Consider the following 15,829-nt stretch of genomic DNA (forward strand, 5'->3'; position numbering starts at 1 on the left):
ATTGAGCAGTTTCACAGAGAGATTAAGCAGTTAACAGGTATTGAGCATAATCAGTGTCGTAAGGCTCGTATTCAGCGTAATCATATTTGTTGTGCTATGCTGGTTTGGGTCTGCTTTGCTAGACTTGCTAGTCAGTTAGGTAAAACGATGTATCAAATTAAGCAAGGGCTTCTTGATGACTATATTTGTGAGCAACTTCGTTGCCCTTCGGTTAGGTTTGCGTAAGTCCTATATATGATGTAGCAAATCAAAAGTAGTATTTTATTCTAATGTTTTAAATAGCATGAATGCTGATAAATTCAGCAAATTTTCCATCGTATTGTTACAGCTGAGATACTTTTTGAATAAATGATTTATGCTAGAATCCGCTACCACAATCACAGAGAGTTATCATTTGTGATTTATATCCTATCAATGTCGTGATGTGAGTTTGAAATGCAAGAAGATAAAAAACCTAAAAAGTCTAAAAAACAACAAGATAAAAAAAATAGACAGCCCAAATGGTTGAAAATTTACTTGCCTATAATGTTGTGCTTGGTTATTCTTTATTTTATTGCCAGTAGTGAACGCATTACAATGCCGCAATATGATATTACTCAACAACAAGCACCACAATTGCAAATCACTAAACCACAAAAAATTGCTCTAATCACTGATTTACATAGTTGTTTTTATGGTGAAAATCAGCATGAAATTATGGATGTTTTGACCAAACAACAACCTGATATGATTTTATTGGTTGGTGATATTTATGACGATGTTTTGCCGAATGATAATGCGGATATTTTATTAAAACAATTTCAAAATCTTAAAGCTAAACATCAAGTTTACTATGTGAATGGTAATCATGAATTGTGGATGAAGCCTGCTGACTATGCCAATGTCGAGAAAAAAATCAGAAGTTATGGTATCCATATTTTACATGGTCAAGGTGCAAGTATTGCAAATAGTAATATAAAAGTCTGGGGGGTTGCAGACCAATCTAGCGGACAGCTCGAAACACAACTACAAACGGTAGGTGGGCTTGCAAACAAGCAAGATTTTAATATTTTACTGAGCCATCGCCCTGAGTATATTGAACAATATAAAAATTATCCTTTTGATTTGGTCGTATCGGGTCATGCACATGGTGGACAGTGGCGGATTCCATATTTGCTTAATGGTTTCTATGCACCAAATCAAGGGCTGTTACCCAAATATGCAGGTGGTGAATATCGTTTTGACAACAATGGACGACAGCTACGCTTTATCGTCAGTCGTGGTTTAGCACGAGAATCAACACGTTATATTCCACGCATTTTTAACCGTCCAGAGCTTGTAATGATCCAACTCAGTTAAATGAATCCCCATTTTTAACATCTATGTGTTGAATTTATATGCGGTTGGCGTTAGTTTTATAAATAGTACTTGTAACTTGATGAAATTGGTCTATAATGTTTCACCTATAGGCGTATAGCTCAGTTGGTTAGAGCGCTACGTTGACATCGTAGAGGTCTCCAGTTCGAGTCTGGATATGCCTACCATATATCAAAGACTTATCGGAAGATAAGTCTTTTTTATTGCTTGTTGTTTGTATTCATATACATGCGGAATCGTATTTATTGAGGTTGTATTATGACAATAAATAATCATCTAAATCATCCCCCCGATATTTTACAACCTTTAAAAATTGGTAACTTAGAAATTGCCAATCGCTTAGTCGTTGCACCCATGGCAGGGGTGACAGATAATCCTTTTCGCAAACTATGCAAACACTTTGGTGCAGGTCATGCCATCAGTGAAATGATGACTTCGGATAAAACCCTACGCATGACACAAAAAAGCCTGTATCGTGCTAATTTTGAAGGGGAAATCGCCCCCATTACCGCACAGATTGCAGGTTCAGATCCGATTGAATTAGCACAGGCTGCTCGTTATCAAGTGGCAAATGGTGCGCAAGTTATTGATATTAATATGGGTTGCCCTGCCAAAAAAGTTTGCAGCAAGCTTGCAGGTTCAGCTCTTTTACAAGATGAAGATTTAGTCGCACGAATTCTAGATAGTGTAGTGGCTGCGGTAGATGTGCCTGTGACACTCAAAACACGTCTTGGTTTTAAAAATGGTGAAGAAAATATTTTACGTGTAGCTGAACGTGCTGAACAAGCTGGCATTGCTGCTTTAACGCTGCATGGGCGTACCCGTGAAGATATGTATCTCAATCAAGCTCGGTATGATTTAATCAAACAAGTCAAACAATTACTACATATTCCTGTGATTGCCAATGGTGATATCGATAGCCCAGAAAAAGCCCTTTTTGTGAAAAATTTTACTGGTGCAGATGCGATTATGATTGGGCGAGCAGCACAAGGGCGACCATGGATTTTTCGAGAGATTCAACACTTTATTAGCACAGGCACACATTTACCTGCACCATCGATTGAAGAGATTCGTCAAGTCCTGCTCGGGCATTTACAAGAGTTATATCGTTTTTATGGTGAATACTCAGGCTGCCGTATCGCACGCAAACACATCGCTTGGTACACCAAAGGACTCAAAGGAAGTAATTCGTTTAGACAAAATATGTATCAGCTAGATTCCACTGCAACGCAAGCTTTAATGGTCGATCATTATTTCCAATCCTTATTATTATTGGGTGAAAATATGGATGATATTGCTGAATAGTTATCATTGAATATTTATTTTAAAATTGATAAAATTATCGTATAAATTAATGATAAAATAATTATTTATCCCATCTCAAGCCTTAAGTGTGATGTAGTATTATTTTTTTACCCTCTAAATGTAAGTTTATGTGACTTAGTAAGCATTTTTTGTTATGAAACCGTATTGATTTGACTGTTTTTCGATTTACTTAAATATTAGTCATTCATAAATGTAATTAAAAGTAAATTATGCTAAAGTATAATATCAATAATTGTTCGGAATTTTTTTAATGAATACTCTCCCAAAATTCATTACTTGTGCAACCACTTTGGCTTTATCTTTTGGTTTAGTTGCTTGTGGTGAAAAATCTACAGAGACGAATACTCAAGCTACAAATAAGGCACACAATAGTCCTGCTTCTGCACCTGCAGCGGCGGCTGATACCATGCACCCTGTATCTAATTTCGTAAGCAAATTACCAGAGAACGCCCCTGTATTGAATGTAGGTATCACTGGCGACACGGCACCGTTTTCTTATGTAAATGAAAAAGGGTTAATTGAAGGTTTGGATATCGATGTTATCCAAGATATTGCAGAAAATGCAGGCTATCGTGTTAAGTTTTCTCGCCATTCTTGGAATGACATGTTTGCTTGTGTAGAAAAAGCTGAGTGTGATGTGGCGATTTCTGGTATCTCTTGGAAACCTGAACGTGCTGAAAAATATGCTTTATCTAACTCTTACATTGCCAACCCTGCATCAGTGATGACACTAGATCCAAACTTAAAAACTTTAGCTGCATTAAAAGGCATGAAAGTTGGTGGTTTGGACGGTGGTAAATCATTTGATATGGCGAATAGTGTAGGTGCATCTGCAGTAACAACTGATAAAACACCTTATTTGGCGTTCTCTCGCTTGGCACGTAAAGAAGTTAATGCAATCATTTACGACTATCCCGTGTTAAAGCATCTTCAGAATACTTATCCTGACATTAAGTTTGCAATCAATCCAGTCGAATCAGTTGATTCAGATTCTGCAAAAACTGTGATTATGGCTGCAAAAGATAAAACAGCTTTGATTGATAAAATCAACCAAAATTTGGCAACCTTACAGTCGAGTGGTGAATTAGAAAAGATTAAAGATAAGTGGTTAGGCAATAGCTAAACCAGCAACTCATGATCATACTAAAGCATCAGTAAGCAAATAATACATCATATTTGTTACGATCTAAGTATAAAGGCAACCTGAATGGTTGCCTTTATTGATTTGAACAGTGAAGGGTATTAGTCTTCACGACGCCAAGTTGTACCCTGACGGCTATCTTCCAAAATAATACCTTGTGCCAATAATTCTTGACGAATACGATCTGCTTGGGCAAAGTCTTTGGCTGCTTTAGCATCAGCGCGGGCTTGGATTTGTACTTCAATGTCGCTATCGCTCAACGCTGATTTTTCCAAACCGATATCTGATTTCAAAAAGCCTTCTACATCATGCTGTACAATTGCCAAAATATCTAACAATGCTTTAAATACAGCATAATGATTGGCTGCTGTCGTCCATTCTTCAGCTTTGATAGCACGATTGACTTCACGGCTCAGCTCAAATAACACACTTAAAGCATTTGGCGTATTAAAATCGTCCGCCATCGCTTCGACAAATTCGCCATAGTAGCAAGATTTTGCCACATCATCAGCATTGATATTTGCCAATTCGGCTTGTACTTGGCTAGATTGTTGCACCGCTTTTGCAGTTTGATAAAAACGGGTTAAAGCATTTTTGGCTTCTTTTAAAGCTACATCAGAGAAATTAATCGGGCTACGATAGTGGCTGGATAGGATAAAATAGCGAATCACTTCAGGGTGGAATTTTTCCATTACATCACGAATGGTGAAGAAGTTGCCCAAAGATTTTGACATCTTTTCGCCATCCACATTGACAAAGCCAACGTGCATCCAATAATTGACATATTGTTCGCCTGTTGCTCCTTCAGATTGGGCGATTTCATTTTCATGGTGTGGGAAAATCAAATCACCACCACCACCATGAATATCAAAATGATTACCTAGGCAGCAAGTGGACATCGCTGAGCATTCAATGTGCCAGCCTGGACGGCCATTGCCCCAAGGTGATTGCCAAGCTGGCTCACCTGCTTTTGCCCCTTTCCAAAGCACAAAATCAAAAGGGTGCTTTTTTTCGACTTCGACATCGACACGTTCGCTAGCACCTGCCTGCATATCATCTAATTTACGTCCAGATAGGCGACCATATTTATCGAATTTTTCGACCGCATAATATACATCACCATTATTTGATGGGTAGGCAATGCCTTTATCAATCAAAGTATTAATCATACTTTGCATTTCTGGGATAAACTCAGTCGCACGCGGTGACTCATCAGGTGCAAGACAGCCTAATTTTTCGCCATCTTCATTCATTGCATTGATGAAACGCTCGGTTAAATCATAAATACTTTCATGGTTCTCGTTGGCACGTTTAATGATTTTATCATCAATATCAGTGATATTACGTACATATTTGACGTTCCAGCCTTGGCTACGCAAAAAGCGAGTAATATAGTCAAATGCCACCATCACCCGAGCATGACCAATATGACAATAATCGTACACCGTCATACCGCAGACATACATATCAATATGACCATCACGGCGTGGCTGGAAAGGCATCTTTTGGCGTAGTTCAGAATTGTACAGGTTAAATGCTTGGGCTTTCATAGTCCTATATCACATCAGTTAAAAATGACATACTATAACATTTTTGAAAGTTGAGCAAAAATTTATTTGAGTTGTTATCCTGCATATTTATTGATATTTTTGCTTTAATGTTAAAGATTTAGTATTTTTTAAAATCCAATACTTGTACTTTAAATGATCCTTAACCCACGTTGATTTAGATCAAAAACCAGTATCAGCATTAAAGAATAAAAAACCTGCATAATAGCTTATACAGGTTTTGGTTGGAATTTACTGACAATTAATGGCGTGCTGATGGTGCTTTTACTTTTTCATTGACCACATGTGCAGTCACGATAGGTTTTGGGCTTTCAGTTAATGCCAAAGGTAAGATTTCATCAATGGTGGTCACAGCTTTGATTTCCAAACCAGCTTTGATTTGCTCTGGAATATCTTTTAAGTCACGCACATTTTCTTGTGGAATAAACACCAACTGAATCCCACCACGATGGGCAGCAAGCAATTTTTCTTTTAATCCACCAATACGCAAAGCACGACCACTCAATGTAGTTTCACCTGTCATGGCAATATCTGGACGGATAGCAATACCTGTCAAAGCTGACACAAGTGCCGTAGTCAAAGCCAAACCTGCCGAAGGGCCATCTTTTGGTGTTGCACCTTCTGGCAAATGCACATGAATATCAGTTTCTGCCAAGCGTTCACCATCAATGCCCCACGCATCAGCGTGTGTACGCACGACCATTAATGCCGCTTTAATCGATTCTTGCATCACATCACCGAGTGAACCTGTAGTGATGAAAGTGCCTTTACCTTTGGCAGTCGCTACCTCAATGGTGAGTAACTCACCACCCACAGATGTCCACGCCAGACCGTTCACACGCCCTACCAAAGGTTCTTTTTCAGCAATACCGTAGTCATACTTTTGTACGCCCAAATATTCAGGCAAGCTTTCCGCATCTACAGTGACTTCAAGGGCTTTGGTCTTATGTGATACCGCTTGCTTGACGACTTTGCGGGCAATCTTTGAAATCTCACGCTGTAGGCTACGCACGCCTGCTTCACGAGTATAATGACGCACGATGTCACGAATGGCGGTTTCATGTACGCTCAATTCACTATCACGCAAGCCATTGTCTGCAATCGCACGTGGTACCAAATAACGCTCAGCGATATTGATTTTCTCTTCTTCGGTATAACCAGGTAAACGAATCACTTCCATACGGTCAAGCAACGCTTCTGGGATATTCATACTGTTCGCAGTACAAATAAACATGACTTCCGATAAATCCAAATCCAAATCAAGATAATGGTCGTTAAAGCTATGGTTTTGCGATGGATCAAGCACTTCAAGTAGGGCAGCAGCAGGATCGCCACGGTAGTCTTGTGCCATCTTATCAATTTCATCTAATAAGAATAGCGGATTTTTAACGCCGACCTTATTTAGTGATTGCACGATTTTACCTGGCATCGCACCGATATAGGTACGACGATGTCCACGGATTTCCGCTTCATCACGTACACCGCCCAATGCCATACGCACAAACTCACGACCAGTCGCTTTGGCAATCGATTCACCTAGTGACGTCTTCCCGACACCTGGAGGACCCACTAAGCACAAGATTGGACCTTTGAGTTTCTTGACACGTGACTGTACTGCCAAATATTCCACGATACGGTCTTTAACATCATCAAGACCGTAGTGGTCTTCATCAAGGACTTGTTGTGCTTTTTTCAGATTAATGCTGACTTTACTTGCAGTTTTCCAAGGCGTTTCTAAAATAGTTTCTAGATAATTACGCACCACACTGGCTTCAGAAGAAGTGGGTTGCATACCTTTAAGCTTACGATATTCGCTTTCAGCTTTTTTACGAACAGCATCAGGTAGATCAGCTTGTTCAAGACGTTGGCTGAGTTCAAACATCTCATCTTCAGCACCGTCATTCATATCGGACAGTTCACGTTGAATGACTTTCATTTTTTCATTTAAAAAGTATTCACGCTGGTTTTTTTCCATCTGACGCTTAACGCTATCATTTAAACGTTGTTCGATTTCTTGCTCTTCGGTTTGTTGTGCCAAAAAGTGCATCAAATTCTCAAGATGCTGTGCAAATTTGTTTTCTTCCAAGATTTTTTGCTTATCTTGAATCGGCATCGTTGCACGTGTTGCCACAAAATACATCAATTCAGGTAGGCTTTCGATCTTTTGGGCAGCATTGATGAGTTCACGTGCACCACGTAATTTTGCATCAGCATAACTGGCAAACAGCTCAAGTAGCTCCAAACGTTTTGCGGCTTGTGTCTTTTTCGCCATTTTTACTGTCATTGGGCTTAAGCTGTAGTCAGCTGAGAAGTACTCATCATGAACCACTAACTTATCTAACTTGGCACGATATAAGCCTTCGATTAAGACTTTGATGCATTGTTCGTCTTGCTCGTGGTTAACGACTTGCACGATGCGAGCCACTGTACCATATTGATAAAGATTATTATGATCTACATCTTCACTAAGAGAGTCTTTTTGAGCGACAACAAATACAAGCTGATCTTGTTCACGAGCAATGTCGACCGCCTTGATCGATTTTTCACGACCAACAAATAATGCAATCTGCATTTGTGGATAAACCACTACATCACGTAAAGCCAATAGCGGTAGATTTTCTGGTAATGTTTGTTCAGTTTCGGCTGAATTTAACGTTTGTTCAGTCATTTAGACACTCCTAATTATAGAGTGACAAGTAATTTTGTCATTCTTTATAAATAATGCAAAATCAAAAAAAAACAAGGGCAGTTGCACAAAAAACAATGATAGATGCTGAATTATTCAACAATTTATCTTCATTATGCTTGGTTTCTGTTGCTTTCCCAAACCAAATCTGCGACACGTTGCGGTTCAATCTTGACAATTTTACTGCCAAAACCACGTAACCACCAAATCAGTTGGGAATTGAGTGGTATCTTTGCACTGACTTGTACCATATCGTCTGCCAAGAATTGGATTTTTTGATCTTTGGCAAGTTTCGATTCAAACAAAGTGACCGCATCACTTTGTTTGAGATATAAAGATAATTCCACGATTTCGCTCGGTGTTTGACTGTCTAAGCGAAAACCTAGGGCACCTGCATCAATATAATTATCCAAATCAAAATGCTTCATTTGTCGTACACTTTTGTCCAAAACTTTGGCATCTTTAAAGCGATGTAAAGCAAAAGTACGTACTTCATCGGGTTGTTCGCAATCTTCTCGGGTGCAAATTAAATAAATCACCGCTCCACGTTGCACTAAGGCTAATGGGTTTAGCACATAGCTTTTGGCTTGCTGATGACTGCGTCCACTATAGTTACATTGTAATTGCTTTTGCTGTAATAATGCTTCATAAATGGCATTTTGGGCATCTGCATCGACCTTAGGTGGAATCAATGGTTGTGTTGCGGGGATAATGCGTACTTTATTGACCCACTGCCCAGTTTTGTTATGCGTTGCCAAACTACGCTGAGCCAATTCAAACCAAGGTTTGATTTCAGCGAGCAGACTCGGTGGTAATAAATGTTTTAAATGTTCTTGAACCATCATAAAAGTGACTGCTTGTGAGCTACTCATATGCGGTAAACTTTGGATTGGGGCATCACTTTGCCAACGCCAGCCTTGTGGTGTTGCACCGTTGTTTTCAATTGGAAAGCGTTCAGCAATTTGATTGAGATCACGCTGAATGGTTCTCAAGCTAATATCAATCCCTTCACGCTGTAAGCTCTCTTGCAATTCACGTGTACCCATCCATTTTCCATTCGGTAAGCGAGACAGAATTTGCCATTGACGATAAAGGCTATTACTGTTGGACTTTTCTTGATCAGCATCAGTTTTTTTATGGGATGTGGCAGAAGTACTCATTGTTTTTCCTTAAATGATATCGTTAGATATTGCTAAAAATTAGGCACGCTGTCAATATTTGCTCGCTGAATTTAACCCTGAAAACAAAAAAAGAGCAACAAGGCTCTTTTTTAAGATGGTAAATGAATTAAGAGTTTGGTCCGTCTACACGTTCGATGGTGACATTACCTGATCCCATATCCACCAAGCCAATTGCTTTGGCTGCACCATAAGACAGGTCTAATACACGGTTGCCATGGAAAGGACCACGATCATTGACTTTCACGATTACGCTTTTACCATTGCTTTTATTGGTCACACGGATGTAACAGTTAAGCGGTAGGCTACGATGAGCGGCAGTCAATGCATTCATATCAAAACGTTCACCGCTCGCAGTTGGACGACCGTGCAAACCACGACCGTACCAAGATGCGATACCATTTTGGATAAATTTTTTCATGGTGCTCGACGCAACATTATTTAAACGATCCAAAAGACTTGCATCATCTTTTTTGGTCGTTGCAGTGTTATTGCGTGGTGCGACATTGTTAAATGCACTGAGATTACTCAAGTTTGCATTTTGGTCGCGGAATAAGCTTTTGGTTAAACCTTGGATGTCTTTATCGATAACACGAGAAGACAAAGAGTTGTTGTCATTATTGGTGTTTGAAGTAGGCAACAAGTCAGCATAAGCATTGACACAGAGCATTGCACTAAATGCAATGACAAGTTGTTTTAAATGGCGTTTCATAATATCTCAGCTCCTATAAAAAGTTGCCTACGTTAAAAATCTTGTCCAAAACACAACACATTTTGGACTGTAATTAGTGTAAATAATGCCCAAGAATTTTTAATAGCGATAAATAGTAGGCAAAAATTGTCAGTGGACAATTTGATAAAAAAATGCCAGTCCTATCTTCTTGGAGTAAATTTGCCAAGCTAATCATAGACGCTGTAAAACTTAATGTCTATAAAAAAACATCGTTTTACCCAATAAAAAGGTATAAATAGAGTGTAAAATAATCAAGTGAACCAAAAAAGGTTAGTTTATTGTAAATTGGCTACAAAAAGTTATCATCTTGTGATGATTTTTGATACAGGATTGTAGTGACACTTTTTGTCATTTGTATAGTCAACTTTAGTCAGAAGACACAATCATAAAGTCACAATTGATGACCTCAAAACCACATTATCGATGAGTATGAATTGACATAATAATACCGAATGTCGACATCAAAGTAATAATCGCAGTACCACCATAACTCATAAAAGGTAATGGCACACCTACTACAGGCAAAATACCGCTAACCATACCTGCATTCACAAAGACGTAAACGAAAAATGATAGCCCAAATGCACCTGCCAATAGACGACCATAATTATGAAAACTATTGAGGCTGATTTGGAAAGTACGAATGATAATACAAAAATAGATTGCCATAAGTACCAAAATACCGATTAAGCCAAACTCTTCTGAAAAGGCAGCAATCACAAAATCAGTATGTCCTTCAGGTAAAAAATGCAAATGCGATTGTGAGCCTTCTAAATAGCCTTTACCAGAAATACCACCTGATCCGATGGCAGTTTTGGACTGCATAATATTCCATCCAGAACCGAGTACATCTGCTTCAGGATTAAACAAAGTCATAACACGTTTTTTTTGATAATCGTGTAGTAAGAACTCCCAAGCAATAGGAATCACAGCAGCCACAGCAGCCACAGCAGCAAAAATCAATCGCCAAGATAAGCCTGCCAAGAACAGTACAAACATACCACTACCTAGGACAAGTAGGGAAGTACCCAAATCGGGTTGCTCTGCGATCAATAGAAATGGTATGCCGATCAATAGTAGACTTGCGATAACATGCTTAAACTTTGGCGGCAAAAGGTTGCGTGATAGATACCATGCCACCATCATTGGCATACCGATCTTTAAAAACTCACTAGGTTGTACGCTACCAAAACCAGGAATATTAATCCAACGCTTTGCACCAAGACGAATTTCACCAACTGCCATCACAGCAAACAAGCATACTACACCCATTGCATAAAAATAGGGCGAAAAAGCTTGATAGATTCGAGGTGGGATTTGTGCCATACAAAACATCACCACAAAACCGATACCAAAGCTCATCGCTTGTTTCATGACCATACTCGTATCTTGTACCGAAGCACTATACAGTACAGTAAGTCCTAAACATGCATTTAAAAATAAAAAGCATAATAGCCAAGGATCCAAATGGATACGATGCCAAAAGGACGAATTTTCACGCAGACTAAAACCATCACGTGGTGCATAACGTAAAAACCGATTTGGCGGTGTAAGGTGACGTGATGGCATGGGCAAACAATAACAGACTAAAAAGTGCTATATGCTAGCATAATCATCTGATTAAACCAGTAAAATTTGCAAAAAATAAAGCAAAATTTGTTGCAATTTATTGGGTTTATTTCGCTATGATAAGTGCATCTTTCGGCATTGCTACCGACTTACTGAGTCGAAGTTTGTTTGAGATTAAGCCCGATGATAAGGATGGTTATGATTGATTGACATTGCACGATATAACTGCTCAATGAGAATAATACGTACTAAGGGGTGGGGTAGTGTAAGCTTGGATAGTGACCAGTGCCATGCAGCAGCTTGACGTACGGCATCCGATAGTCCATCTGGACCTCCAATTGCCAAAGCAATATCTTGACCATTAAGTGTCCACTGTGCCATTTCAGCTGCTAATTTTTCGGTAGAGAGTTCACGTCCACCGACTTCCAACGCGATCAATACTTCATTCGCTTTGAGTGCAGATAAGATGCTTTCACCTTCAATTTGGCAATATTTTTTAATATCCGCCTCTGAGTCATTTTTGCCACGTTTTGCCATAGGTAACTCGACCAATTGTACTTGTACAAAAGGTTGAATACGTTTGAAATAATCTTCAAAACCAGTCAAAACCCAAGATGGCATTTTTTGACCGATTGTCAATAAGCGAATTTTCATAAACCAATCTAAAATAATTTTATAAAGAATATTATAAATGAAAAAAGCAATATTTATAAAAAATATTGCTTTTTGGTTCTATCATAAAGAAAGTCGATAAATCTTAACCGTGTTTATCAATCTCACCTTTTTGTAGACTTGGGCTAAGTACCAATAAAGTATCTAGCTCGCCGATGGCTTCAAGGTCTTTGTTTGGATAATCTAGGCTGTGCAAGAAATAACGGATACAGTTTAAGCGAGCACGTTTTTTATCATCTGATTTGATAATGGTCCACGGTGCATCACCAGTGTGAGTATGGAAAAACATTTGGTTTTTGGCTTCGGTATAATCGTCCCAACGATCAAGTGATTGCACATCAATAGGAGATAATTTCCAATGTTTTAATGGATCATCACGACGACCGATAAAGCGACGCAATTGCTCTTCACGGCTGACTGAGAACCAAAATTTAAATAAATGAATACCACTATTCACCAACATACGTTCAAGCTGTGGAGCTTGACGCATAAACTCTAAATATTCGTTCGGTTGGCAAAAGCCCATCACTCGCTCAACACCAGCACGGTTATACCAAGAGCGGTCAAAGAATACTAATTCACCTGCGGTTGGCAAATGTTGAATATAACGTTGGAAATACCATTGACCACGTTCAATTTCACTTGGTTTTTCTAATGCAACGATTCGAGCACCACGAGGATTTAGATGTTCCATAAAGCGTTTGATTGTACCGCCTTTACCTGCGGCATCACGTCCTTCAAATAAACAAACGATTTTTTGTCCTGTTTCTTTTGCCCAACTCTGAACCTTTAACAGCTCAATTTGTAATAATTTTTTTTGATCTTCGTACTCGCCACGTGTCATACGATGCTCGTAAGGATAATCTTTTGGCAGTGCTGCCTTGGTTGAATCCTCAAGTTGCTTGTGTCCCTTATAATTCAAAACTGCTTTTTCAAAAACAGGTAAGTCTTGTGACTCAGGTTTAACATCCTCAAAAGGGGCGAGTTGTTTATCTGTCATGTGATTTGCTCCAAATTTTATCACTTCAAAAACCCTATTCTAATTAAGGATTTGTGATTTGACAATAACCAATTCTTCCGATTAAAAAAAACAATTGCCAAAGCAATTTGATTAAAATTTTGCTATAATTTCTAGGTACGCCTGCTTTTGTCTAGGAAATTGTGAGATTACCTCAGCAATGCTTTGCCCATGCAAATTTTTGGCATGTATATCACGTCCATCTGCAACAAACTGAGTCAGTAGTCGTTCAAAATCGTGCGGACGCATATGCTTAAAAGCATTATATAATACCGCGTAGTCTGCATTTTCACCTTGTGGTGGCAAATGATTTAAATAAGCCATTACTCGAGCGTCTGACCATTCTTCATTAAAAGTAGCAGGTTGTGAAAGTGCCATCATTGTCTCCAGCGTAAATCTAAAAAGTCAGACGATATATTGCATTGTTCTGCATAAAATAAACAATAAAAAATATCATTAAGTCTTATCACTAAAATGATTAAATCAAAATTGTATAGCATAAAAAAACGGCTACTGTGAGCCGTTTAATTTGATTGAACAAAAAATTACTTATCTTCAGGTAAATTAATATTCATTTCTAACATTTCAATGTTGGCTTCAGAACGCACTTGCATATTAATGTTGTTCTCATCTACGCCACGTACATAGCGACTTACCACTTGCAAAATTTCTTTTTTCATTTGATCAATTTTTTCAGGGCTTAGACGTTTACCTAAACCTTGCTCTGAAGCAACGATGACTTTCAAACGATCTTTGGCGGTTTTTGCACTGTTGGTTTTTTCTTCGCCAAAAAGTTTACTCCAAAATCCTGCCATGACTTAGCCTCCAAATAGACGTGCTAACCAACCTTTCGGTTGAGCAGTGATGTGACGATAAGGGCGTTCTTCACCTAAGAAGCGAGCAACCAAATCATCGTACGCCTGTCCTGCTTTAGAATCTCTAAATAAAATGACAGGTTTACCTTCGTTCGATGCTTGTAACACACTTGGACATTCAGGGATAACTGCTGTAGTTGGAATGTGCAAAATATCTTCCGAAATATCTTCAATGCTCAGCATTTCATGACGATCGGCACGTTCTGGATTATAACGAGTAATACACAAATGCTTGCGAATACGACCAAGCTTTTGTTCTACTTTCTTCGTTTTGCTGTCAAGCATACCGATGATACGATCTGAGTCGCGTACTGAAGAAATCTCAGGATTGGTCACGATGATTGCTTCATCAGCATGATACATCGCCATAATTGCACCACGTTCGATACCTGCTGGCGAATCACAGATGATATAGTCAAATTCTTCTGACAGCTCATCCATAATTTGTTGCACACCTTCATCAGTCAGTGCATCTTTATCGCGTGTTTGCGATGCAGGCAAGATATAGAGATTTTCGATGTCTTTATCGCGAATCAAAGCTTGTTGTAAACGTGCTTCACCTTTGATGACATTTACAAAATCATAAATTACACGACGCTCACAACCCATAATCAAGTCAAGATTACGCAGACCAACGTCAAAGTCAATCACTACAGTTTTAAAACCACGTAAAGCCAAACCTGTGGCAAGTGATGCACTGGTCGTAGTTTTTCCGACGCCACCTTTACCTGACGTTACAACAACGATTTTAGACACCAGAATACTCCTATATTTTGCGATGATTTATTGTGTATACAATAAATAATTTATACGTTGCTAAGATTAAATTGTTAGTGGGTGAAATTCAAGTTCTTGTTGAGAATTGAGGGAAATCTGCACTGGTTTTTTCAAAAATTCTGCTGGAATGTCATCAGCCAAACAATAAGTACCCGCAATGGATACCAATTGTGCTTCTAAACTGTGACAAAAGATACGCGCGTTTTGTTCACCACTTGCACCTGCAATGATTCGTCCACGACCTGCACCATAAATATATACATTACCAGAAGAAATGATTTCTGAACCACTATTCATACTGGAAGTAAGAACAATATCAGCCTCTTCAATCAGGCTTTGCCCAGTGCGTAGCATATCATCATGATAGATTGTTTTATGTTGTGATTGTATAGTTGCGATACTTTCAACGTGACTTTCACCAGCCGATTGTGCCACGATGTCTTGTTCAGAAGTAGGGGTAATACGCTGTACCGACTGATCCGCAGGCAAAATAGGAAATTGTATTGCACGTGCATCTTCACTTAATACACCATCAATGACTGCCATTGGTTGCAAACCAAATTCCATCAACAGTTGAATCAATGCAATCAAATCTTGTGGAACACTGCTGTTGATGACCACAGGTGTACCATGATAATCATTTTGAGCAAAGATTTGACTCAATTGCTGACGAAGCTCATCTAGATTATTACTATCAAAACTCAGTCGTGAAAATTTGACCATGCGTCCAATGATACGAATATCTGCCATATTGTGCTGTACCTATCTATTCTATCTATCCGAGCTAAGCCAAAAAACCAAGCAAGTGCAAAACAAAATCTAAAATTTTATCACTAAAATAACGATTTTAACCAATATAAAATCTCTAAATTAGACTCGGCTATATTAGCGAATTTTTCACAAATTTGCACCTGATAATTACACTTTCTT

At 38.7% G+C, this 15,829-nt stretch carries 14 protein-coding genes, 1 tRNA gene and 1 pseudogene; 5 read left to right on the forward strand and 11 right to left on the reverse strand.

Features of this window, described 5'->3' with window-relative positions; all coding sequences use genetic code 11:
- The 5 genes and pseudogenes from ACEYX7_RS01020 to ACEYX7_RS01040 form a co-directional block, all read left to right on the forward strand.
- Positions 1-225 (forward strand): annotated as a pseudogene (locus ACEYX7_RS01020) (IS701 family transposase); the annotation flags it as partial.
- Positions 226-435: 210 nt separating this feature from the next.
- A complete protein-coding gene (locus tag ACEYX7_RS01025; RefSeq protein ID WP_374802963.1) occupies positions 436-1,338 on the forward strand; it encodes a metallophosphoesterase in 903 nt (300 codons plus the stop codon).
- Between the two features lie 108 nt (positions 1,339-1,446).
- A tRNA-Val gene (locus tag ACEYX7_RS01030) sits at positions 1,447-1,523 on the forward strand.
- A 91-nt stretch (positions 1,524-1,614) separates the two neighbouring features.
- On the forward strand, positions 1,615-2,661 hold the full coding sequence (gene dusB, locus ACEYX7_RS01035; RefSeq protein ID WP_374806686.1) for a tRNA dihydrouridine synthase DusB: 1,047 nt from the start codon (positions 1,615-1,617) through the stop codon (positions 2,659-2,661).
- Between the two features lie 271 nt (positions 2,662-2,932).
- Complete coding sequence (locus tag ACEYX7_RS01040; protein WP_374806684.1) at positions 2,933-3,805, forward strand: substrate-binding periplasmic protein; 873 nt, start codon at positions 2,933-2,935, stop codon at positions 3,803-3,805.
- Positions 3,806-3,924: 119 nt separating this feature from the next.
- On the opposite strand, the gene cysS is transcribed toward ACEYX7_RS01040, so the two are convergent.
- From cysS to minC, 11 genes are all read right to left on the reverse strand, one after another.
- Positions 3,925-5,373 (reverse strand): cysteine--tRNA ligase, encoded by a 1,449-nt coding sequence (gene cysS, locus ACEYX7_RS01045; RefSeq protein WP_374802957.1) that lies wholly within the window; start codon positions 5,371-5,373, stop codon positions 3,925-3,927.
- Positions 5,374-5,632: 259 nt separating this feature from the next.
- Positions 5,633-8,059: an endopeptidase La gene (gene lon, locus ACEYX7_RS01050; RefSeq protein WP_374802955.1), complete on the reverse strand. Its 2,427-nt coding sequence runs from the start codon at positions 8,057-8,059 to the stop codon at positions 5,633-5,635.
- A 131-nt stretch (positions 8,060-8,190) separates the two neighbouring features.
- The gene (locus tag ACEYX7_RS01055; protein ID WP_374900105.1) at positions 8,191-9,237 is read right to left on the reverse strand and encodes a helix-turn-helix transcriptional regulator; all 1,047 of its coding nucleotides are present in this window, start codon (positions 9,235-9,237) and stop codon (positions 8,191-8,193) included.
- Between the two features lie 127 nt (positions 9,238-9,364).
- A complete protein-coding gene (locus tag ACEYX7_RS01060) occupies positions 9,365-9,967 on the reverse strand; it encodes a septal ring lytic transglycosylase RlpA family protein (RefSeq protein WP_374802951.1) in 603 nt (200 codons plus the stop codon).
- A gap of 438 nt (positions 9,968-10,405) precedes the next feature.
- On the reverse strand, positions 10,406-11,557 hold the full coding sequence (rodA, locus tag ACEYX7_RS01065; protein ID WP_374802949.1) for a rod shape-determining protein RodA: 1,152 nt from the start codon (positions 11,555-11,557) through the stop codon (positions 10,406-10,408).
- Positions 11,558-11,731: 174 nt separating this feature from the next.
- Entirely contained in the window at positions 11,732-12,211 is a 480-nt protein-coding gene (gene rlmH / locus ACEYX7_RS01070; protein ID WP_374802947.1) for a 23S rRNA (pseudouridine(1915)-N(3))-methyltransferase RlmH, read from the reverse strand.
- A 103-nt stretch (positions 12,212-12,314) separates the two neighbouring features.
- On the reverse strand, positions 12,315-13,229 hold the full coding sequence (gene ppk2, locus ACEYX7_RS01075) for a polyphosphate kinase 2 (RefSeq protein WP_374806683.1): 915 nt from the start codon (positions 13,227-13,229) through the stop codon (positions 12,315-12,317).
- Positions 13,230-13,340: 111 nt separating this feature from the next.
- Complete coding sequence (locus ACEYX7_RS01080) at positions 13,341-13,625, reverse strand: PA4642 family protein (protein ID WP_374802943.1); 285 nt, start codon at positions 13,623-13,625, stop codon at positions 13,341-13,343.
- Positions 13,626-13,792: 167 nt separating this feature from the next.
- Entirely contained in the window at positions 13,793-14,062 is a 270-nt protein-coding gene (gene minE, locus ACEYX7_RS01085; RefSeq protein ID WP_374802941.1) for a cell division topological specificity factor MinE, read from the reverse strand.
- Positions 14,063-14,065: 3 nt separating this feature from the next.
- The gene (minD, locus tag ACEYX7_RS01090) at positions 14,066-14,878 is read right to left on the reverse strand and encodes a septum site-determining protein MinD (RefSeq protein WP_374802939.1); all 813 of its coding nucleotides are present in this window, start codon (positions 14,876-14,878) and stop codon (positions 14,066-14,068) included.
- Positions 14,879-14,944: 66 nt separating this feature from the next.
- Positions 14,945-15,649 carry a septum site-determining protein MinC gene (minC, locus tag ACEYX7_RS01095; protein WP_374900106.1) on the reverse strand — a complete coding sequence of 235 codons (705 nt, stop codon included), beginning with the start codon at positions 15,647-15,649 and terminating at the stop codon, positions 14,945-14,947.
- Positions 15,650-15,829 lie beyond the last annotated feature (180 nt).

The organism is Hubeiibacter jixunmingi, from assembly GCF_041928215.1.
Taxonomy (GTDB): domain Bacteria; phylum Pseudomonadota; class Gammaproteobacteria; order Pseudomonadales; family Moraxellaceae; genus Acinetobacter.

Coding starts and splice junctions, on each gene's coding strand:
- ACEYX7_RS01025 (WP_374802963.1), top strand. CDS start 436: ATGCAAGAAGATAAAAAACCTAAAAAGTCTAAAAAACAACAAGATAAA.
- dusB (WP_374806686.1), top strand. CDS start 1,615: ATGACAATAAATAATCATCTAAATCATCCCCCCGATATTTTACAACCT.
- ACEYX7_RS01040 (WP_374806684.1), top strand. CDS start 2,933: ATGAATACTCTCCCAAAATTCATTACTTGTGCAACCACTTTGGCTTTA.
- cysS (WP_374802957.1), bottom strand. CDS start 5,373: ATGAAAGCCCAAGCATTTAACCTGTACAATTCTGAACTACGCCAAAAG.
- lon (WP_374802955.1), bottom strand. CDS start 8,059: ATGACTGAACAAACGTTAAATTCAGCCGAAACTGAACAAACATTACCA.
- ACEYX7_RS01055 (WP_374900105.1), bottom strand. CDS start 9,237: ATGAGTACTTCTGCCACATCCCATAAAAAAACTGATGCTGATCAAGAA.
- ACEYX7_RS01060 (WP_374802951.1), bottom strand. CDS start 9,967: ATGAAACGCCATTTAAAACAACTTGTCATTGCATTTAGTGCAATGCTC.
- rodA (WP_374802949.1), bottom strand. CDS start 11,557: ATGCCATCACGTCACCTTACACCGCCAAATCGGTTTTTACGTTATGCA.
- rlmH (WP_374802947.1), bottom strand. CDS start 12,211: ATGAAAATTCGCTTATTGACAATCGGTCAAAAAATGCCATCTTGGGTT.
- ppk2 (WP_374806683.1), bottom strand. CDS start 13,229: ATGACAGATAAACAACTCGCCCCTTTTGAGGATGTTAAACCTGAGTCA.
- ACEYX7_RS01080 (WP_374802943.1), bottom strand. CDS start 13,625: ATGGCACTTTCACAACCTGCTACTTTTAATGAAGAATGGTCAGACGCT.
- minE (WP_374802941.1), bottom strand. CDS start 14,062: ATGGCAGGATTTTGGAGTAAACTTTTTGGCGAAGAAAAAACCAACAGT.
- minC (WP_374900106.1), bottom strand. CDS start 15,649: ATGGCAGATATTCGTATCATTGGACGCATGGTCAAATTTTCACGACTG.